Source organism: Dentiradicibacter hellwigii, from assembly GCF_041770905.1.
GTDB lineage: Bacteria > Pseudomonadota > Gammaproteobacteria > Burkholderiales > Rhodocyclaceae > Propionivibrio > Propionivibrio hellwigii.
In genome coordinates, this window is record NZ_JBEUWX010000002.1 from 1,739,362 (window position 1) to 1,759,621 (window position 20,260).

Sequence of the window (20,260 nt, forward strand, 5' to 3'; positions counted from 1 at the left end):
TGCCGGCACGCCTGTCGTTCCGCTATGCTGGCGGCCATGCGCATCATCATCATCAGCGGGCTATCCGGTTCGGGCAAGACGATCGCTCTCAACCTGTTTGAAGACACCGCTTATTACTGCGTCGACAACCTGCCCGCCACGCTGTTGCCGACGCTCATCGACCAGCTCGTCCACCAGGGCGTCGGTAAAGCGGCCGTCGCCATCGACAGCCGCAGCGGCGACAGCATCGCCGCGCTGCCGCAGCAGCCTGATGTCCTGCGTAAAGCCGGACACGAAGTCCACTTCCTTTTTCTCGACGCCAAGGATGAGACATTACTCAAACGTTATTCCGAAACGCGGCGTCGCCATCCGCTAGCCAGCGACTCGCGCACCCTTGTCGAATCGATCAGCGAAGAACGCCGACGACTGGCCCGTCTGGCTGACCTCGGCCACCGCATCGATACCAGCGAACTGGCGCCCAACGCGCTGCGCGAATGGATCCGCCAGTTCATTACGCCCAACGAACGGCAAACGCTGACGCTACTTTTTGAGTCTTTCGGCTTCAAACACGGCGTACCGCTCGATGCAGAACTCGTCTTCGATGTCCGCTGCCTGCCCAATCCGCATTACAACCCGGCGTTGCGCGCATTGACCGGGCGCGATGCGCCAGTTGCTGCGTTCCTCGATGGCGAGGCCGAGGTACGCCGCATGCGCGAGGACATTACCCGCTTCATCACAACCTGGCTGCCGTGTTACATCCGCGACAACCGCAATTACTTGACCGTCGGCATTGGCTGCACGGGCGGCCGCCATCGCTCGGTTTATCTGGCCGAATGGCTGGCCAGCCATTTTCAGGCGCAGTCGTATGTGCAAGAAACGCAGCAGGTGCGCGTTCTCGTTCGCCACCGCGAATTACCACCGTCGCCACCGTTGCCGCCGGCAGAAACCCTGGCCTTGCAGCCTGCAAAAACGCGCCATGCCTGAGGCCAATTCCGCAAATTCCGCATCCCGGCCCACTGCCGCCGTCTGCCTTGCCCTGACCGGCGCATCCGGCATGCCTTACGGCCTGCGCCTGCTCGAATGCCTGCTCGACGCCAGCCGCCATGTGCAGCTCGTGTATTCTCCGACAGCGCGGATCGTCGCCCGCCAAGAAACCGATGTCACCCTGCCGGAAGGGGCGGCGGACGCGCAACGACAATTACGCGCACATTTTGCCGAATTGCCCGGCAGACTCGATGTTTACGGGCACGAAGACTGGTTTGCTCCGATGGCAAGCGGCTCGAACCCGCCCTCGGCAATGGTCGTCTGCCCCTGCACAATGGGCACACTCGCCGCCATTGCGCAGGGACTGGCCAGCAATCTGATCGAGCGCGCCGCCGATGTCATGCTCAAGGAAAACCGCCCGTTGATTCTGGTGCCGCGCGAAACGCCGTTCTCGGCAATCCATCTGGAAAACATGCTGCGGCTGTCACGTGCCGGCGCCGTTCTTCTGCCGCCCAACCCGGGCTTCTACCACCGACCGCGCACGGCAGCCGAACTCGTCGACTTCGTCGTCGCCCGCATCCTCGACCAGCTGAACGTCCCACACCAACTTGCCGCGCGCTGGGGCGAGGGGTAGGGATAGCGGCACCCTTTGAAAAATACGGCGTTGCTGTGTTGGCCTAGCCTTGCCGTACTGAATGATCTGCCGGCGACTTACTGCCTTGTCTTTGGCAACGTCAAGCCATAGCGTCTTCCTTTGCCAAAATACGGCGTTGGCTCGCCTTGTCTTTGTGCAACGTCGGGTCGCTATATTTTGCGCTGTCTTACATATAGATGCGCTGAACCCCGCGCAAACAGGGCATCCCAGAGCACCCTGCCCGCAAACGCCCTATTTATAAGGGCTTCAGAGGCACATACCCGGAGATACCCTATCCATAAGGGGTTGCGGACACCCTTCTTTCGGCCGTGCCCATCAGTTCGCCATCTTGCGCACCCTGGCCTTCTTTTCCGGCAGGCGCGGCGGCGGCCGGCGGGCAACAAGCAGGTGACGGATCGCCATTTACTGCGTGGTCTGCCGGCGGCTTACCGCCTTGTCTTTTAACAAAGTCGAGCCGCCATTAAGCTTCTGTAGCACCCCTCTGAAATCCGTAAAAACAGGGTAGAAAACATAAAATGCCCGGAGGTCCCCGTAAATAAAGGGGTTCAGGGCATCAAAAAACATAAACTGGAACACCATACCCGACCAACCCTCTGAAACCCTTTATGCTCGGACATCTCCAAGGATACCCGGAACCCTTGTAAACAGTGCATCTCTGGGCACCCTACCCTGAAGCCCTTTATTTATAAGGGTTACAGAGGTGCCTGCCCGGAAACACCCTATCTACGCGGGGTTCAGGGTACCCATATTTGAGACGCCCTAAATATAGCGGCTCGACTTTGCCAAAAGACAAGGCGGCGAGCCGCTGACAGTACGTTTAGTACGGCAAGGCGAGCCAACGCGGTATTTTGGCAAAGGAAGCCGCTATTTCAGAAAAGCGCGGGGCAGCTTGGTGGGAACAAGGGCTTGATTGTTTGAGCGCAAGCGAGTGATCAAGCCCGCCACCAAGCAAACCCGCGACAAGGAGTCTTCTGCACCTGGGGTCGCATTTCTTTGCTGACTTTCTTTGGCGAGATAAAGAAAGAAGGTAGGAAAGTCAGCGGGGCGCGCTGCCGCTCAGCGCAACGGCATTAAGAGAAGTTCCGTGGGTGAAAGTCAGCGCACAGACCTTGGCAATTCCTATATTTAAAGTGTCTCAGGGCACCTGGCCGCTAGCCCCCGTATTTAGGGCATCTCCGGGCCACCTATCCGCAAACACCCTATTTATAAGGGTTCCAGAGGCATCTACCCGGAAACGCCCACTCCACAGGGGTTTCCGGGCATACCCTTTCGCGCATAAGGCAAGCACGGAGTGCCCCCAAACCCCTTAGGCGCAGCCGCAGGCGCGGGGCGGCTTGGCGGGAACAAGGGCTGATTGTCTGAGCGCCGCGAGTTAATCAAGCCCGCCGCCAAGCAACCCGCGACAAGGGGTTTTCTGCGCCTCGGGGTCGCCTTTCTTTGCTGACTTTCTTTGGCGAGGCAAAGAAAGTCAGCGGGGCGCGCTGCCGCTCAGCGCAACGGCATCAAAAGAAACCCTCGCGGGCGGAGACAGCGCCTACAGTCAAACAATCCTTTCAATCCTTGTTTTTTGTTCTTCCGGGCACACTGCCCTGAAGTCCTTTATCCGCGCGGGTTTCGGGACGTCTCCCTCACAGTGGGAGAATTGGAAAACGCTGGGGCGAAAGCGCAGGCGCATCTCTAAAAAGCGGTGGCCTGAAGCCCGCGTATTTAGGGCTTCTCCGGCACACCTGCCCGCCAGCCCTTTATTTATAAGGGCTTCAGAGGCACCTGCCCGGAAACGCCCTATCCATAAGGGGTTGCGGGCACCCTTCTTTCGGCCGTGTCCATCAGTTCGCCATCTTGCGCACCCTGGCCTTCTTTTCCGGCAGGCGCGGCGGCGGCCGGCGGGCAGCAAGCAGGTGACGGATCGCCATCAGCGGATGGTAGCGCAGCATGCGCGGCCCCGCCCAGCGCATGATGATGCGTATCTGTTCGCGGTGATGGGCGCTGTAGCAGTGCGCCAGACACTTGTTGCACGCCGGCTTGGCATCGCCGAAAGGGCAGGCTTCCAGCCGTCGCCGGGCGTAGTCGAGCAGGGTGCTGCATTCGCCGCACAGGCCCTGAAGGGTGTGGTGGTGCGCGCGGCAATAGAGACGCACCATGGCGCCGACGGTTTTCAGCTCGCGCGCCCGGCGGATAAAGCGCTTGTCGGTGCGGAATTCGACACTCTTCACGCGAAGGTGTCCCAAGCGAACTTGATGATCAGCACGCAGACCACGCCGAAGAACAGACGGCGGACGAAGCCGCTGCCGTGCCTGAGCGCCATGCGCGTGCCGATGAACGAACCGGTGAGGTTGGCGGCGGCCATCATGACGGCGACCAGCGGCAGATAATAGCCATGCGGGATGAAGAATCCGATCGAGGCCAGATTGGTGGCGACGTTGACAACTTTTGATGCCGCAGAAGCATGCAGGAAATCGAAGCCGAACACGCGGATGAAGAGAAAGATCAGGAAGCTGCCCGCACCCGGTCCGAAGAATCCATCGTAAAAACCAATCGCCGCGCCCAGCAGCAGGGCGCGAAAAAATTCGCGGCGCCCGCAATGCCGCGGCTCATGAACCGTGCCAAATTCCTTGCGCCAAAACGTATAGATCGCCGCACCGATGAGCAACGCCAGAATCATTGGGCGCAGGAGGCGGATCGGCAGCCAGGCGACCGACATCGAGCCGAGATAGGCAAAAATGAAGGCAGCCGCAGCCGCTGGCAAGGCGGCCCGCCACGGCATTCTGACGCTGCGGACGTAGCGGATGGCGGAGTTGCTCGTGCCGACAAGACTGGAAATCTTATTGGTGCCGAACAGACTCGCCGGCGCTGTATCCGGGTACAACGAAAACAAGGCTGGCACCTGAATCAGGCCGCCACCGCCGACCACTGCGTCGATAAAACCGGCAAACAGCGCCGCAACGCCCAGCATAAAAAAAGAGAAAAGTTCGTAATTCATAAAAAGGTCGTTGAACGACGGCGGATACCCTCACCCGCCGCGCTCTGAAAAACACCCGCCCGGCGAGGCCAGCTGGCGCGGATAGACGGCCGAAACACCAACAAATACCGCACGGAAGTGAAGCCGGATTATGAGGCAAACCGGCGGGTACCGTCGAACCCAGTACCATTGCCCGTCATTGCGCCATTTCATTAACTTTGCATGGATTTTGCGGACGGCAAATAGTCTGGAAGCGGATTCCCCTCACTATAATTCTGCGCACCGGGCGAGCCGACCGGCATTCCAGCCACTTTTGCATTGACGATCGAAGAAGCCGGCGATGCATGGCGTAAGGTCACCGCCCATCAAGTCCGGGCGGCGATCGGAAAACGGGCGATTCCGGCGATTTGGGCGATTCCGGAAGATCCCGCATCCATATGAAAATGCTGCATCGGCTGGCTCATGGCAGAAAGGAAAAACATCCTGAGAAAGCCCGCGTTTACAATCTTTTCATCTGCCTGAAATCTACCCGAAGTATGCGGGGCATCGCGACGTGAACAACAGGATTACAGGAGGTATGAAAATGAATGAACCGACCAGAATTGCCGTGATGGGCGCAGGCGCCGTGGGTTGTTACTATGGCGGCCTGTTAGCGCGCGCCGGCCATGATGTCGTCTTGATCGGCCGCGAAAGCCATGTCGATGCCATCCGCCGCGACGGCCTTTGGCTGGAAACCACAACGTTCTCCGAGCGAATTGCCGTAGCCGCCAGCACTCAATCCGAAGCGGCGCAGGCTGCGCACATCGTACTATTTTGCGTTAAATCGACCGATACGCCGGCCGTAGCGGCACAACTCGCCCCGCATCTGGCTCCCTCGGCCATCGTGCTCAGTCTGCAAAATGGCATCGACAATGCAGAACGACTACGCCAGCACTTGTCGCAGGAAGTCATTGCGACGGCAGTCTATGTCGCCGCCGAAATGGCCGGCCCCGGCCATATGCGCCATCACGGTCGCGGCGAGCTGGTCATCGGTGAAACACGCCATCGCCAGATGTTGCTCGCCTTATTCGGCGAGGCCGGCATTCCGGCACGCATTTCACCAAAAATTAGCGAGGATCTGTGGGCCAAACTTATCGTCAATTGCGTCTATAACGCCTTGTCCGGAATCACCCGCCTGCCCTATGGTCAGCTCGTGCAAACCCCCGGCGCGCCGGAAACGATGAGCGCCATTCTGGCGGAATGCTTGCAGGTCGCCGCAGCAGACGGCATCAGTGTGCCTGCGGATATTCAGCATACGGTCAGCAGCATCGCGCAAACGATGCCTCACCAGTATTCTTCGACCGCGCAGGATTTGCGGCGCGGCCGCCGTACGGAAATCGACTGTCTAAACGGCTATGTTGTTGCCCGCGCGCAGGTGCATGACATCAACGTGCCGGTTAATCGTCTGCTGCATATGCTGGTCAAACTTCAGGAAAATTCGGCGAAATAGCCAGCAAATACGACCGATATGGATAAAAAAATCCCGCGCCGGTGTGGCACGGGATGTAAATCCCATCGTTGCGATGGGTCAGGGAGGGTCAAAACGTTGCTCGCGGCAGAGACCGAAGCAACGGCTGCAGTTTACGTCCGCCCCCTAAAACCGTCTGTGGCAGAAGTTCCATTCTTTCGTAACCGATTGTGAGCGCACACAAATTTAATCGCTTACAAATCAATTGGATAGAAAGTATTAGGGAATTTGGCGCTAGCAGGCGGAAAGAATTTTGATCGCCGTTTGGGAATCTTTGGAAAACGCCTGGAAATCAGGTTATTTTCCGATCGCGAGAAATTCCACCCAATTTCGTTCAATCCGTCAAACCTGTGTCGCCCGCATAATCTCGCGTACATTTTTCATAGAATCACACACTCACACACACCCATGATTCTGTCGCCCTCGTCGCAAATCCACGTCGTTCCGCTGTTGCCCGAATACGCCGCACAGGCGGCCTTCTGGGCAACACGCCTGCATCTGCCGCTGCTGCCGCAGCCATCACCACACCCGGCAGAGCACAGATGCGCGGCTCCGTCCTCCTCCCGCCTCGTTGACCCGGTTGAGGCAGCCGGCATGCAATTGCAGGTCGGCGCCGAGGGATTGCAGCTGTACCTGCCCCCGTCCGGAACGGACGGCACCCATACGTCGGGAATCGTCCGTGTCGACTTTCTCTCCGGCGCCGTCGCTCACCGACGGCATTTCGGCGGCGGTAGCGGCCAGATGATCGCCAAGGCGGTCGGCATTCAACCCGGCCTTCGCCCTACGGTGCTGGACGCCACCGCCGGGCTGGGCCGCGACGCCTTTGTCCTGGCGCAACTCGGATGCCCGCTCAGGCTGATCGAGCGACAGCCGCTGATTGCCGCCTTGCTTGAAGACGGGCTGCGGCGCGCATCGGAAAACGCCGAACTGGCGGCCATCGTTGCCCGCATGTCCCTGATCGTCGGCGACGCCATCACGCTCATGCGCGATTGGCGCCACGGTCATGGGGACAGCCATAGTGACAGCGCTCCGCCTGATATTCCCCAGGTCATTTATCTCGATCCGATGTTCCCGCCCCGCCGGAAAAGCGCACTGGTCAAAAAAGAAATGCGTCTGCTGCGCCCGTTGGCAGGCGACGACAGGGATGCTTCGGCCCTGCTCGCGGCCGCGCTCGATCTGGCCTCCCACCGCGTCGTCGTCAAACGGCCGCGCCAAGCGCCGCCACTCGACGGCCAGCCGCCTGGATACACGTTGCACGGCCAGTCGAGCCGTTTCGACATCTATCCGAAAAAATCACTCAAATCCGCATAACGGCATAAGACGCTGCATGCGCGTGCCGTCAGGCATCATGTTCCGGCGCCGCGCCGCCTGATGCCCGACCTTGATGTCTAACGGTTGCTCCCCGCCACCATGACGAACCGGAACAGGCGACACTCGATAGCGCCGTTGTAGAGCGGCGTTTTCCGGCTCGGCGCAAGGCGCATCAACTTGGGCAGACGGAGATCCGAAGTCAGAATATGGCAATCCCAGCCCGAAAAATTACGCTTGAGCGCACTCCCCAGCTGCGGGTAAAACGCCACCAGATCATCCTGTTCCGACAGGCGTTCGCCATAGGGTGGATTGGCGACAAGAATACCGGACGATGCAGGGGCGGCAATTTCCCGGATATCGCCGGCGCTCAGCGTGACCGCCGGCAGCAGGCCAGCGCGATCGAGATTGGCCAGCGCGGCGCGCACAGCCACCGGCGAAATATCGCTGCCCCAAATCTGGGCGAACCGGGCCGGTTTTTCGGCTTCCTGCGCGGCGTCGAGCAGATGCTTCCAGGTTTCCAGCCGGAAATTTTTCAGGCGCTGGAAGCCGAAGCTACGCCCGCCCGCGCCGGGTGCAATATTGAGCGCAATCTGTGCAGCCTCGGTAAGAAACGTACCGCTACCGCACATCGGATCGAGCAACGGTACACCGGGCTGCCAGCCAGACAGCCGCAAAATGCCAGCCGCCAGATTTTCCTTGAGCGGCGCATCGACGGTTTTCTGGCGCAGGCCGCGCTGATACAGGGGCGCGCCCGACGTGTCCAGATAGAGCGTGCAGCCATCGGCAGTTAGGAAGCCATGCACGCGCACCTCCGGCGCACGCGTATCGATGTCAGGGCGGCGTCCGGCGTCGGCGCGAAAGCGGTCGCATACGGCATCCTTGATGCGCAGGGTAACGAATTCAAGGCTTTTCAGCGGGCTTTTGATTGCCGTCACATCGACCCGAATCGTTCGCTCGGGGGCAAACCAGCGCGGCCATGGCGTTTCATACGCCAGCCGATAGATATCCTCCTCCTTTGCGTAGCGCCCCTGCGCTACGCGCCACAAAATGCGCGTGGCGATGCGCGAATGCAGATTGGCGGCGTAGCAGGCATCCCAGTCGGCGCTGAAATGGGCGCCGCCCGGTACAGACTGAACACCCTGCGCACCGATCGCCGCAAGGTCCTCGGCAAGCAGCGTTTCCAGCCCGCGCGGGCAAGTGGCAAAAAAATTTTCCAAACGTGTTTCCTTATGCCTGATGTCCTGAATCCAGGGTATTCCACTTTCTATTGCGGCATACCCTCTGCCATGTTCTGCCTGCACGCTTCCGCCCGAGCCGCCGCGATACCCGCCGCAACCTGTGGGTACAGCAGACGCACGCCCAACTCACGGCGCAGACGCCGGTTATCCAGCCGCCGCGACTCGCTCATGAAAGAAAGCTGGGCGGCGGAAAGCGTGTCTTCCGCCGTTGCACGGGCAATGCGCGGCGGACGCGGCAATGAAAAAGCATCCGCCACCTGATCGAAGTAGTCGCCCATTCTAAGCTCGGAGTTATCACAGGCGTTATAGCAACGGTTCGGGCGGCCGCGCCGCAGCGCGGCACACACCAGCCGCGCCAGGTCATCGGCGTGAATGTGATTGGTAAATACGTCGTCTTCCGAACGCAATGCCGGCACGCCGCGTTGCAGACGTTCGAGCGGTAGACGCCCGGCGGCATAAATGCCCGGCGCGCGCAGGATACTGACCGCCGTGCCCAGCGTCCGGCCAAAACGCCGCAACTGGCGCTCGGCATCGACACGGCGCCGTGCGCGCGGTGTCGCCGGATGCACGGGGCGCGTTTCATCCACCCGCGCCCCGGCGCAATCTCCATAGACGCCGCTAGTACTGACATACACGATGCGTCCGGGCGGCCGCGCCGCGCACGCCAGCGCAGCCAGGAGGCGGCGCATTCGCGCGTCTCCCGCCCCATGCCGGGGCGGCGGCGCAAAGTGCAGGACGATATCGGCCAGGCCAGACAAACGCTTCAGACTGCGCCGCTCATCCAGATCGGCGGGCAAGGGGTACGCCCCATGCGCGCGCCAAAAGGCCATTTGCGCCACATCACGCACGACGACGAACAGGCGATAGCGACCGCACAAAACAGGCAATGTCCGGCGCGCAATATCGCCGCCACCGACGATCAGGATGGAGCGCACATGGCGCGGTGCTCGAATTTTTTTCACGGCGCGATTCTATCGGGAAATTGTCGGAACGCGTGCCGGCAATCTGCCAGAGGAGACATTACACGGTAACTCGCGCGCCCCGTCCGAACGCCCGGATTGTTCAGAAAAACACGCCGCGTTCACGGCCTCGCCATTGCCCCCCGTCGCCGGCAACACCTAGCCCATTTCTTTCAACTTCCTTCACAACGCAACGAAAAGCGGGCACGCAGCAAGCGCCTGGCATAGACGGTATGAGAAACAAGGCACACAAGGCTATGCGACCGCCCGGACAGACCGGCTTCATACAAAACCCGCCTAGCCGGCCTGTCGCCATTGAATCGCGCATGCGGAATGCTACATAATCAGCAAGGTCGTTGGTTTTTGTCTGGTCATATCGAATTTTCTATAAGGAGAAGGATTTTGGCCTCAGAACTTCCTCGCATTGCCCTCGTGATGGGTGACCCGGCAGGCATCAGCCCGGAACTGACGGCAAAACTGCTGGCGCTGGATGAAATCCGCGCCGCCGCAAGAATCGTTGTCCTCGGCGACCGCCGTATTTTCGAGCAGGGCGCCCAGGTTGCCGGCGTGGATCCGGCATTGGTCTATCTCCGCCAGGGGCAGCCGCTGACTTCGGCCCCCGACCCGCATTTCATCGATCTGGAAAACCTCTCGCCGGATAAGGTCGAGCGCTGCAAGGCGACGAAGGTCGGCGGCGCCTTCGCCATCGATAACTTCAGTCGCGCCCTGCACATGGCACACGCCGGAGCGGTCGACGCCGTCTGCTTTACGCCGTTCAACAAGCAGGCGATGCGCTACGTATATCCCGGTTACGAGGACGAAATCGGTTTTGTTTCCGACACCATCGGTTTTACGGGCATCGCGCGTGAATTCAATGTGCTGGAAGGTCTTTGGAACGCCCGGGTAACTTCGCACATTCCGCTGGCGAAAGTCGCCTCGGCAATCACGACCGAAAATATTCTGGCCGAGTTGGAACTGGCTGATCGCTGCCTGCGCGCCGCCGGAATTACCCGTCCGCGCATTGCGGTGGCCGCCATCAACCCGCACGCCGGCGACGGCGGCAATTGCGGCCGCGAGGAAATCGAGATCATCGAACCGGCCGTCAAGGCCGCCGTGGCGCGCGGTTTCGATGCTTCCGGCCCCTATCCGGCAGATACCGTTTTCGTCCGCGCCCGCGGTGGCGCCTTCGACGCGGTATTGACCATGTATCACGACCAGGGGCAGATTGCCATGAAGCTGATGGGCTTCGACCGGGGCGTCACACTGCTGGGCGGCTTCCCTTTCCCGATCTGTACGCCTGCGCACGGCACGGCTTACGACATCGCCTGGAAAGGCATTGCCAACGTCGGCGGCGCCCGCGCCGCCTTCCTGATGGCAGCAAAAATGGCCGCGGAAAAGTGTATTGCCGGCAATGCCTGAGGCGATCAGGCACGACGCCGTGGCCTTCGATTCACGCACGCAGCACTTTTAACCATGCGGTTCCACTGCAATTTTCAAGGAGCGCCCTCATGTTCAAAACCCAAACGCTGACCGTTGCACTGGCAACGGCACTCCCTTTGTTCTGCGCGACGGCGCAAGCCGCCTGGACGCCGGAAAAACCCGTCGAATTCGTCGTCACCAGCGGCGCGGGTGGCGGCACGGATACCTTTGCCCGCACCATCCAGTCGATCATTATCAAGAACAAGCTGATGAACGTGCCGATCGTGGTCGTCAATAAAGGCGGCGGCGCGGGTAGCGAAGGCTTTGTCTATGGCTCCAGCGAGCAGACCAATCCGCACCGCGTGACCTTTGGCACCAACAACGAATATCTGCTGCCGCTGGTCGCCAAAATGGGCTATTCCGCCGACAAATTCGTGCCCGTCGCCGCCATGGCGCTTGATGAATTCCTGATCTGGGTCAACGCCAAGTCGCCGATCCAGGACGCCAAGAGCTTCATCGACGCGGCAAAGCAGGGCGATGGACTGCGCATGGGCGGTTCGCAATCCAAGGATACCGACCAGACGCTGGTCAGCATCATCAGCGAAACCACGGGCGGCAAATTTACCTATATCCCGTTCAAAAGCGGCGGTGAAGCGGCGGTTCAGCTGGCCGGCGGACACATTGATTCGAACGTCAATAACCCGAACGAGAACATCGGCCAATGGAAGGCCAACATGGTTCGCCCGCTCTGCGTATTCAGCAGCAAGCGCATGGCCGCCGGCCCGAAGGTCACCAAGACCATGAGCTGGGCGGAGATCCCGACCTGTCGCGAAGCCGGCGTACCGATTGACGCCTATCAGATGCCGCGCACGATCTGGCTGGCTGCCGGCGTGCCGCAGGAGGTTGTGAGCTTTTACTCCGAGGTGATGGACAAGGTACGCCACACGCCGGAATGGAAGGCTTACATCGAGCGGACCTCGCAGACGGAAACCTTCATGAGCGGCGATGAACTGCGCAAGTATATTGAGCAGGACACGGCGCGGGCGCGCGGGGTTTTCGAGCGCGAGAAGTGGCTGGCGCGCTGATCCGTTGCCTTGCTGATGTGGCTGCCCGGAGATCCGCGTGGATAGGGCATCTCCGAGGAGGTGCCCGGAACCCCTTGTAAACAGGGCGTCTCCGGAGACCCCTCCGGAAACCCGCATGGATAAAGGATCTCCGGGCAGGCGCCCGGAGAAGCCCAAAGGACGCGGGCTCCGGCCAATGCCGGATGCGCGGCAACAGCCCGACGACTGCTTCGACCCGAATCTTTAACCTGAACAAACCCGACTGGGAGGCTGCATGCAAAATCCATCCGCAAGCTTACTGTCCCGCTTCGCCATGGAAGCGGCGATCGCCCTGCTGACCGGCCTGATCGGCGGCATCGTCTGCTACGGCTCGCTGGAGTTCGGCATCGGCTGGGGCGACGCCGGCCCGGAACCGGGCTATTTCCCCTTCTACGTCGGCACGCTCATCATCGCCGCCAGCGCCGTCAATCTGATTATGGCCTTTGTGCGTCACCGGCGCGATGCGGCCGAGGCTTTTCTGACACGCGAACAAGGCCGGCGCATTCTCGCTTTCTTCGGCCCGATGCTTCTGTTCGTGCTGGTCTCTTCCTTCCTCGGTATTTACGTCGGCATGGTTTTGTACCTATTCGGCGCCATGGTCTTTCAGGGCGGCTACAGCGTGATGAAAGCGGCCGCCATCAGCCTGGCCGCCGCCGCAGTAAATTTCTGCCTGTTCGAGATCTGGTTTCAGGTGCCCTTGCTCAAAGGGCCGCTCGAAGCCTTGCTGGGCATCCATTGACGCCCATCCGGCAGGCAAGCGCCCATTCTGCACAGGAGTTCTGTCTTGGAAAACTTCAGCAACCTGATGGATGGATTCGGCATCGCTTTTTCCATGTTCCATCTTGCGCTCATGGCGGGCGGCGTCCTGCTCGGCATTCTGGTCGGCGTCCTGCCCGGTCTGGGCGCGCCGAACGGCGTGTCCCTGCTGTTGCCGCTGACCTTTGTCATGGATCCGGTATCCGCCATCATTCTGCTGACCAGCATGTACTGGGGCGCGCTGTTCGGCGGCTCGACGACCTCCATCCTCTTCAATATCCCGGGCGAGCCGTCGTCGGTGGCGACGACGTTCGACGGCTATCCGATGGCACAGCAGGGGCAGGCCGCACACGCCCTGACGCTGGCCTTCATGTCCGCCGGAACGGGCGCGCTGTTCGGCGTGGTGGTGATCACGCTGCTCTCCGGCTGGGTCACCCAGTTTACCCTGCAATTTAGTTCGCCGGAATACTTTGCCGTATTTCTGCTGACCTTCGCCAGCTTCATCGGTATGGGCAGCGGCTCTCCGTTCAAGGCCATCGTGTCGATGATGCTCGGCTTTGCCTTCGCCACCGTCGGCATGGACGGCATCTCGGGCAATATGCGGCTGACCTTTGGATTCCCCGAACTGGTCAAGGGCATCAGCTTTCTGGTTGCCGTTATCGGCCTGTTCGGCATTGGCGAACTGCTGCAAACGATGGAGGAAGGCCTGCGCTTTGACGGCATTCGCGCGCGCGTCCGCGTCCGTGACGTCTTCAAGGCCGTGGCCTCGATGCCCGGTCACTGGCTGACGCTCCTGCGCAGCGCGTTCATCGGCTGCTGGATGGGCATCACGCCCGGCGGGCCGACGGCCGCCTCCTTCATGAGCTATGGCCTGGCCAAACGCTTTTCGCGCAACAAAGAGCGCTTTGGCAAAGGCGAGCCAGCCGGCGTCGTCGCGCCGGAAACCGCCGACCACTCGGCGGGCACCTGCGCCATTTTGCCCATGCTGGCGCTGGGCGTGCCCGGTTCGGCCACCTCGGCCGTGATGATGGGCGGCCTGATGATCTGGGGACTGACGCCCGGCCCCATGCTGTTCATCGAACGCCCCGATTTCGTCTGGGGCACCATCGCCAGCATGTATCTCGGCAATGTCATGGCGGTCATTCTGGTGCTGGCGACCGTGCCGATATTCGCCGCCATCCTGCGCATTCCTTTTTCGATCATCGGGCCGATGATCGTCGTCGTCTGTTTTATCGGCGCTTACACCATCAGCGGCGCGCGCCTCGACCTCTGGCTGGCGCTGCCTTTCGGTCTGCTCGGCTACGCCTTCAAGAAACTCGGCTATCCGATCGCGCCCATGGTGCTGGCGATGGTGCTGGGCGATAAAGCCGAAGATGCGTTCCGTCAGTCGATGATCATGTCTAAGGGGTCGCTGTCGATCTTCTGGACGAATTCCACGCTGGTCGCGGCCATCATGAGCCTGGCCTTCATTCTGCTGATGTGGCCGGCAGTCAGTGCGCTTCTCCGGCGAATGAAACGCGCTCATCGGGAAGCCGCCGCATAGTCATGGTTTGCCAATCGACCAAGTTCAAGTTCCGGTTTCGCCGAATTCGCCGGGTTCCCTGACAGGGACCCAAACCATGCCGCCACGGTTTCTAATTGCCTGCCGGATGGACGCCGGCAGGCTTGCAGCGGCGTATGGCGCGGATCATTTTGCCGGCACAGGGAGCGGAGATATTGTGATGAAAATATAAAAACAATACACTGCCACTGGATGGGCGTTCGACAGACGCCCGCCCGGCATCCGGAACGCCGTTTTATTGTCTCGATCAGAATCAGGAAAGGATCTGCCCATGAAAATCGCAGTGGCCGGTGATAGCGCCGGCATTGTCCTGTCGGAAGTTCTGGCCAAGCATCTGGCCGGCTGCAAAGGGGTCGACGTCACCGACCTGAGCCGCTCGCCCAGCGGGGGCAGCGAGTATTACGCCAATATCGCCGAACGGGTGGCCAGAGCCATTCTGGCCGGTGAATACGACCGCGGCATTCTCTGCTGCGGCACGGGAATCGGCGTAGCGATCTCGGCCAACAAAGTGCCCGGCATCCGCGCGGCGCAAACGCACGATACCTATTCCGCCGAACGCGCCGCCAAGAGCAATAACGCGCACATCATTACGCTCGGCGCCCGGGTTGTCGGCGCGGAACTGGCAAAAACCATCGTCAATGCCTGGCTGGCATCCGAATTTGATCCGCAAGGCGCCTCGGCCGACAATGTCAAAGCCATTGACGCACTCGATGAAAAGTACCGCAAGTAACCGTATCGCCCGGAAAGGACTACCATGCGCCGCCTGATTGCCGGAACCGGCTGGAAGCTGAACAACACCGTTGCCGAAACCCGGCGTTACGCCGCAGCAATTTCATCCTGGGCGACAGGCAAGGCGCTGTCGAACATCGATATTTTCGTCCTGCCGCCCTTTACTTCGCTGCACGCCGCACACGCGGCTTTTGCCGGCGTCCCTGTCGCCATCGGCGGGCAGAACATGCATTGGCAGGATGCGGGCGCCTGGACGGGCGAAATTTCCGCGCCGATGCTGGTCGAGGCCGGTTGTCGTTATGTCGAACTGGCGCATTCGGAACGTTTGCAGTTCTTTGGCGAAACCTACGCCTGCGTTCGGCTGAAAGTCGACAAAGCGCTGGCCGCCGGCTTAACGCCGATCATCTGCCTGGGGGAACTCCAGAAAGAAAAAGCCGCAGGCCGTGCTGACACGGTATTGCAGGAACAACTGCTGACTTCATTGACCGGACAAGCGAGTGCGCGCATCCCCGATGTCGTGCTCGCTTACGAACCGCGCTGGGCCATCGGTAGCGCCGAGGCGGCCTCACCCGAGTACATTGCAGCGCGGCATGGCGCTCTGCGTGAAATTCTGCGCAAATATTACGGCGCGGAAGTCGCGGAAGAAACGCGCATCATTTACGGTGGCTCGGTGACGCCGAAAAACGGCAAAGCCATCCTGGAAATCATCGATGTCGACGGTCTGTTCGTCGGCCGCGCCGCCTGGAAACCCGAAGGTTTCATCCGCATCATCGATCTGGTCCGGCAAGCCGCGCATCATCGGGAAGCGCTGGCTGATCGCCTGGCGCGTGAAAAAGAAGCTGCGGAAGCTTTACAAAACCCCATCACATTGCTCGCCCCCACTACCCAACGTACCCAACGGAGAAATCCCATGACCTGCATTCATGACGACCCCGAAGTTTTTGCAACGACCGCGCTGGCCGGTTTCGCTTCTGCCAATTCCAGGCAAGTCCGCCTGATCACGGGCGGCGTCGTGCGGGCAACGGCAACGCCGCAAGGCAAGGTAGCGCTGGTCGTCGGCGGCGGTTCCGGCCATTATCCGGCGTTTGCCGGTTTTGTCGGGCCGGGGATGGCCGACGCCGCCGTGGCGGGCGATATTTTTGCCTCTCCGTCGGCGCATAGCGTAGCGCACGTGAGCCGTATGGCAAACCGTGGCGGCGGCATTCTGCTCGGCTTTGGCAAGTACGCGGGCGATATGATGAACTTTGGCCTGGCGGCCGAACGCCTCCAGTCCGAAGGCGTCGACGTGCGCATCATGGCCGTTACCGATGACGTCGCCAGCGGCCCGGCGGACAAGCCGGAGCTGCGGCGCGGCGTGGCTGGTGATCTGGTCGTCTTCAAAATCGCCGGCGCAGCGGCCGAAGCGGGGCTCAATCTCGACGAAGTCGAACGCCTTGCACGCAAAGCCAACGCCAGCACCGTAACTTTCGGCGTCGCCTTCACCGGCTGTACGCTGCCCGGCGCCGAGCAGCCCTTGTTCACCGTACCGCCCAAGCGAATGGGCGTTGGCCTGGGCATCCACGGCGAGCCGGGGATCAGCGAAGAAGATATCTTGCCGGCCAAGGCGCTGGCAGAAAAACTGGTCAGCCGTCTGGTGGCAGAAAAACCCGCCACAGCGAGCGGCCGCGTCGCCGTTATCCTGAATGGCCTGGGCTGCACCAAATATGAGGAACTGTTTGTCCTCTGGGTCAGCGTCGAGGCGGCTCTCAAGAACGCCGGGCTGACCCCCGTCATGCCGGAGGTGGGTGAGTTCGTCACCAGCCTGGACATGGCTGGATGCTCGCTGACGCTGGCCTGGCTTGATGAGGAACTGGAAGAATACTGGTGCGCGCCATCGGACACCCCGGTTCTGCGGCGCGGCAACATTATCCCGACACAGCCGGCAGAACCGCTCTCCGAAACCCCACCGGAAACCACTCACTTTCCGGAAGCCGCCGCGCCTTCGCATGAAAGCGCCCAATGTGTTGCCAAACTGATTGATGAAATCGCCAATGCCATGCATGAGGCAGAAAACACGCTGGGTAAGATCGACGCACAAGCCGGTGACGGCGACCACGGCATGGGAATGGCGCGCGGCTCGGCCGCAGCCGCCGAAGCAGCCGCAAAGGCTGTCGCCGCCGGCGCGGGGCTGGCCAGTACGCTGGCCACCGCCGGCGATGCCTGGGTCGACCGGGCGGGCGGCACATCGGGCGCGTTATGGGGGCTGATGCTGCGAACCTGGAGCACTGCCTTCAGCGACCAGCAGGCGCTGGATGCGGCGGCCGTGGTCAAGGGAGCGCAGATAGCACTGGATGCGGTCAAGCGCCTCGGCCGCGCTCAGGTTGGCGACAAGACGCTGGTGGATGCCTTCGAGCCATTTGTCACTTCGTTGGCGGCTGAGATCGGCAAAGGCATGGCGCTCAAAACAGCCTGGCAAAATGCCGCACAGACAGCAACAGTAGCGGCTGAGGCAACTGCCCAGCTCGCGCCGAAGCTCGGCCGGGCGCGCGCGCATACGCAGAGAAGCCTGGGCCACCCCGACGCAGGGGCCGTCTCACTGGCAATCTGCGCCTGCGTCGTTGGTAAGAATCTCACCTGAACACGATTTCCCCGCAGTTCAAGGCTTGCCCAAAGGCAAGCCTTTTTTATGCGGCAGGGCAAATCTGGGTACTGGCTAAATTTCATGCTTTCCCCGAGACGTTTGCCGCTAATCGCCAAAACGCCTGCGCAAAGTCACCTCCCCATCCAAAAAATAATATCAATGCGCTGCTGCGCCTTGCCGCACGAGCCGTACTATCTTCAGCGCACCGCCTTCCCACCTTAATGTCCAGACTTAACCTTATTCTCTCGAAAAATAACTCCTTATAAACCGTACCTGGTATCTGGCTCTTGCTTCAGTTTGTTATAGCGCCACAAAACCCTTTTCATGTCGCCAAATTCGGGCCTTTGCTGGCAGGCTGGAAGTGCCCGTAAACAGTGGGCTTGCGGATAGGCAGGCCGGAAACCCGCGTAAATAGCGGGCTAGCCCACATTTCTCACACTCTCACGGTTCGGCCCCCGTTGGCGCGGCTTTTTCCTTCACGCGTTGCCGTGACCGCGAGGATTCAGGCCCGCGAGCGGCCAATGGAGTGCAGGCGGGTGAGGTTCTGCGGGCGGTCAGGTGCGTTGAGGGGGCAAGCGGCGCTGTTTGGGCATGAGACCGCCTCGCGCGAACGGGAGCGCGATCGGATCAGCAGGGCCACGGTGGCGTGGCGGATCAGCCGGGGGCGAGTCTGGCCTGGGCCAGGCGCCAGGTGGTCTGGAACGGATGACTGCTGGCCATGCTGACATGGATGCGGCGCACGCTGATCTTGACCCGTGCGCCGATCTTGAGCAGTTTCAGGCGCAGGCTCTCGCAGGTGGCCTCGGCCAGTTCGGTGCCAGCCAGCCCGATGCGGCGCAGCGCTTCGAGCATGACGTAGGCGAAGGAGGCGAACCACAGCCGCAGCTGATTGGCCCGCATCGTCGCCGTTGAGGTGCGATCGGCGAACAGGTGTAGCTGGCACTCCTTGATGCGGTTCTCCATTTCGCCTCGGGCGCAGTACAGCGCCTCGTACAGTTCGCGTGCCGGCCAGCGCTGAGCGTCCAGGCTGGTGACGATGAAGCGCGGATTGGCCTTGCCCGGCAGCTGCTCGGCCTTGCCGACGACCCGCCGGGCGCACGACCAGCTGTCAAGGGTGCGGTAGGTGAAGTCGCGAAACCGCCGTGCGGGCTTGCCGGTCTGGGTGCATTCGGCCTGCGCCTGGCTCATCTCGGTTTCGATCTGGGCCTTGAGCCGGTCGTTCTTGGCCAGCCCGAAGACGAAGTCGATGTGCGTCTGCTCGCACCAACTCATCAAGGCATCGCGCGCAAAGCCCGAGTCGGCACGCAGCACGATGCGCACCTCCGGCCAGTGGCGGCGGATCTGGGTGACGATGCGTTCGAGTTCATCGATGCTGCCCGCCGAGGCATCCGTGTTGGCCCGGCGCAGCTTGGCGGCGAGCAGATGTCGGCCGCAGAAGATGTACAGCGGCAGGTAGCAGTAGCCGCCGTAGTAACCATGGAAGAAACGCCCTTCCTGCTGGCCGTGCAGCGGGTCGTCGGTGGCGTCCAGATCGAGGATGATCTCGTCAGGTGCCTGCTCGTGCGCCTCAATGAAGCACGCGACGAACAGCGACTCGAAGGCCGCCGGATCGTGAGCGATCTTGTGATAGCGCGAACCGTCCTTGGTGTCGGGGGCATGTTCGAGCCGGTTCAAGGTCGACTTGCCCGCCAGCAGCTCGCAGCCCTTGCGCCGAGCGCTGAGCTTACCGGCCAGCGTGGCCAGTACCGGGTCACGGCGCAATTGATCGTGATCGTTCAGGTCCTCGTAGCCCAGCGCGATCCCCACGATCCGTTGCATCACCAACGTGTGCACCGTGTGTTCGATCAGCTCCGGATCGCGCCCATCCTCGAAGCAGGCCGCCACCCGTTCGGTCAGCCGCAAGGTGCGATCGACCTCGCGCAGCAACAGCGCGCCCGCATCCGAACTGATCTGCCCTCCGTCGAAATCCACCGCCACCTGGCGGCCATCAATACGCTTCGCGCATGGGCTGACTACGGTACACTGTGTCGGCATCGCGGCTTCCTCAGAGATATGGTTAAGTCGTTCTCGCAAAAAAACTTTCTTATATCTCCGGCCGCGATGCACCTTCTATCTGTGAGAAATGCGGGCTAGCGGGCAGCCCCTCCGGAGATGCCCGTTTTACGCGGGCTGCGGGGTAGGCATTGTTGCCGGTCTTCAGTCACTGGAACTTTGCCTTCGCTTTTTTCGAGGCCGCGTTGGCAAGCGCTGGTTCGTGGCAACGGCGACGAGAAACGCTGCTTGTTCTGCGGCGATGCTGTTGCGCTGCCTTATCCGCGTGTTCCGGCGGTAATGCGCAGTTGGCTGGAATTGGCTAGATCGGCCGGCCTGGACCCCGCGTCTTTTGGGCGTTTCAGCCCGGTCACTTCCAAAACCCGTGTCAGTCGCGCATTTTCCGGCAGGCAGGCTGGAAGTGCCCGTAAACAGTGGGATTGAAGATA

The 20,260-nt window shown here is 61.1% G+C and carries 15 protein-coding genes; 10 read left to right on the plus strand and 5 right to left on the minus strand.

Features of this window, described 5'->3' with window-relative positions; all coding sequences use genetic code 11:
- Positions 1-36: 36 nt before the first annotated feature.
- The gene (gene rapZ, locus ABCS64_RS10200; RefSeq protein ID WP_418891728.1) at positions 37-963 is read left to right on the plus strand and encodes an RNase adapter RapZ; all 927 of its coding nucleotides are present in this window, start codon (positions 37-39) and stop codon (positions 961-963) included.
- Positions 956-1,597 (plus strand): flavin prenyltransferase UbiX, encoded by a 642-nt coding sequence (locus ABCS64_RS10205; RefSeq protein WP_418891729.1) that lies wholly within the window; start codon positions 956-958, stop codon positions 1,595-1,597. Before rapZ ends, ABCS64_RS10205 begins: the two co-directional genes overlap by 8 nt.
- 1,847 nt (positions 1,598-3,444) lie before the next feature.
- Here ABCS64_RS10205 and ABCS64_RS10210 read toward each other — a convergent pair.
- Together ABCS64_RS10210 and ABCS64_RS10215 are read right to left on the minus strand one after the other, a co-directional pair.
- The gene (locus ABCS64_RS10210) at positions 3,445-3,831 is read right to left on the minus strand and encodes a nitrous oxide-stimulated promoter family protein (RefSeq protein WP_418891730.1); all 387 of its coding nucleotides are present in this window, start codon (positions 3,829-3,831) and stop codon (positions 3,445-3,447) included.
- Entirely contained in the window at positions 3,828-4,598 is a 771-nt protein-coding gene (locus ABCS64_RS10215; protein ID WP_418891731.1) for a sulfite exporter TauE/SafE family protein, read from the minus strand. The genes ABCS64_RS10210 and ABCS64_RS10215 overlap by 4 nt, the downstream gene beginning before the upstream one ends.
- Positions 4,599-5,160: 562 nt before the next feature.
- Here ABCS64_RS10215 and ABCS64_RS10220 point away from each other — a divergent pair.
- Both ABCS64_RS10220 and ABCS64_RS10225 read left to right on the plus strand, forming a co-directional pair.
- Positions 5,161-6,066, plus strand: coding sequence for a ketopantoate reductase family protein (locus ABCS64_RS10220; RefSeq protein ID WP_418891732.1), 906 nt, complete (start codon positions 5,161-5,163; stop codon positions 6,064-6,066).
- Positions 6,067-6,492: 426 nt separating this feature from the next.
- Positions 6,493-7,395, plus strand: coding sequence for a class I SAM-dependent methyltransferase (locus ABCS64_RS10225; RefSeq protein ID WP_418891733.1), 903 nt, complete (start codon positions 6,493-6,495; stop codon positions 7,393-7,395).
- 77 nt (positions 7,396-7,472) lie between these two features.
- On the opposite strand, the gene ABCS64_RS10230 is transcribed toward ABCS64_RS10225, so the two are convergent.
- Positions 7,473-8,612 carry a THUMP domain-containing class I SAM-dependent RNA methyltransferase gene (locus tag ABCS64_RS10230; protein ID WP_418891734.1) on the minus strand — a complete coding sequence of 380 codons (1,140 nt, stop codon included), beginning with the start codon at positions 8,610-8,612 and terminating at the stop codon, positions 7,473-7,475.
- Between the two features lie 47 nt (positions 8,613-8,659).
- On the minus strand, positions 8,660-9,568 hold the full coding sequence (locus ABCS64_RS10235) for an NAD-dependent epimerase/dehydratase family protein (protein ID WP_418891938.1): 909 nt from the start codon (positions 9,566-9,568) through the stop codon (positions 8,660-8,662).
- A gap of 426 nt (positions 9,569-9,994) precedes the next feature.
- Here ABCS64_RS10235 and ABCS64_RS10240 point away from each other — a divergent pair, with 426 nt between their 5' ends.
- The 6 genes from ABCS64_RS10240 (at position 9,995) to ABCS64_RS10265 (ending at position 17,777) form a co-directional block, all read left to right on the plus strand.
- The gene (locus tag ABCS64_RS10240; protein WP_418891735.1) at positions 9,995-11,011 is read left to right on the plus strand and encodes a 4-hydroxythreonine-4-phosphate dehydrogenase PdxA; all 1,017 of its coding nucleotides are present in this window, start codon (positions 9,995-9,997) and stop codon (positions 11,009-11,011) included.
- Between the two features lie 89 nt (positions 11,012-11,100).
- Complete coding sequence (locus tag ABCS64_RS10245; protein ID WP_418891736.1) at positions 11,101-12,096, plus strand: Bug family tripartite tricarboxylate transporter substrate binding protein; 996 nt, start codon at positions 11,101-11,103, stop codon at positions 12,094-12,096.
- A 253-nt stretch (positions 12,097-12,349) separates the two neighbouring features.
- On the plus strand, positions 12,350-12,853 hold the full coding sequence (locus ABCS64_RS10250) for a tripartite tricarboxylate transporter TctB family protein (protein ID WP_418891737.1): 504 nt from the start codon (positions 12,350-12,352) through the stop codon (positions 12,851-12,853).
- 45 nt (positions 12,854-12,898) lie between these two features.
- Positions 12,899-14,413 (plus strand): tripartite tricarboxylate transporter permease, encoded by a 1,515-nt coding sequence (locus ABCS64_RS10255; protein WP_418891738.1) that lies wholly within the window; start codon positions 12,899-12,901, stop codon positions 14,411-14,413.
- Between the two features lie 289 nt (positions 14,414-14,702).
- Positions 14,703-15,161, plus strand: coding sequence for a D-erythrulose-4-phosphate isomerase (gene derI, locus ABCS64_RS10260; protein WP_418891739.1), 459 nt, complete (start codon positions 14,703-14,705; stop codon positions 15,159-15,161).
- A gap of 24 nt (positions 15,162-15,185) precedes the next feature.
- On the plus strand, positions 15,186-17,777 hold the full coding sequence (locus ABCS64_RS10265; RefSeq protein WP_418891740.1) for a dihydroxyacetone kinase family protein: 2,592 nt from the start codon (positions 15,186-15,188) through the stop codon (positions 17,775-17,777).
- 657 nt (positions 17,778-18,434) lie between these two features.
- On the opposite strand, the gene ABCS64_RS10270 is transcribed toward ABCS64_RS10265, so the two are convergent.
- Positions 18,435-19,814, minus strand: coding sequence for an IS1380 family transposase (locus ABCS64_RS10270; RefSeq protein ID WP_418891741.1), 1,380 nt, complete (start codon positions 19,812-19,814; stop codon positions 18,435-18,437).
- Positions 19,815-20,260: the final 446 nt, after the last annotated feature.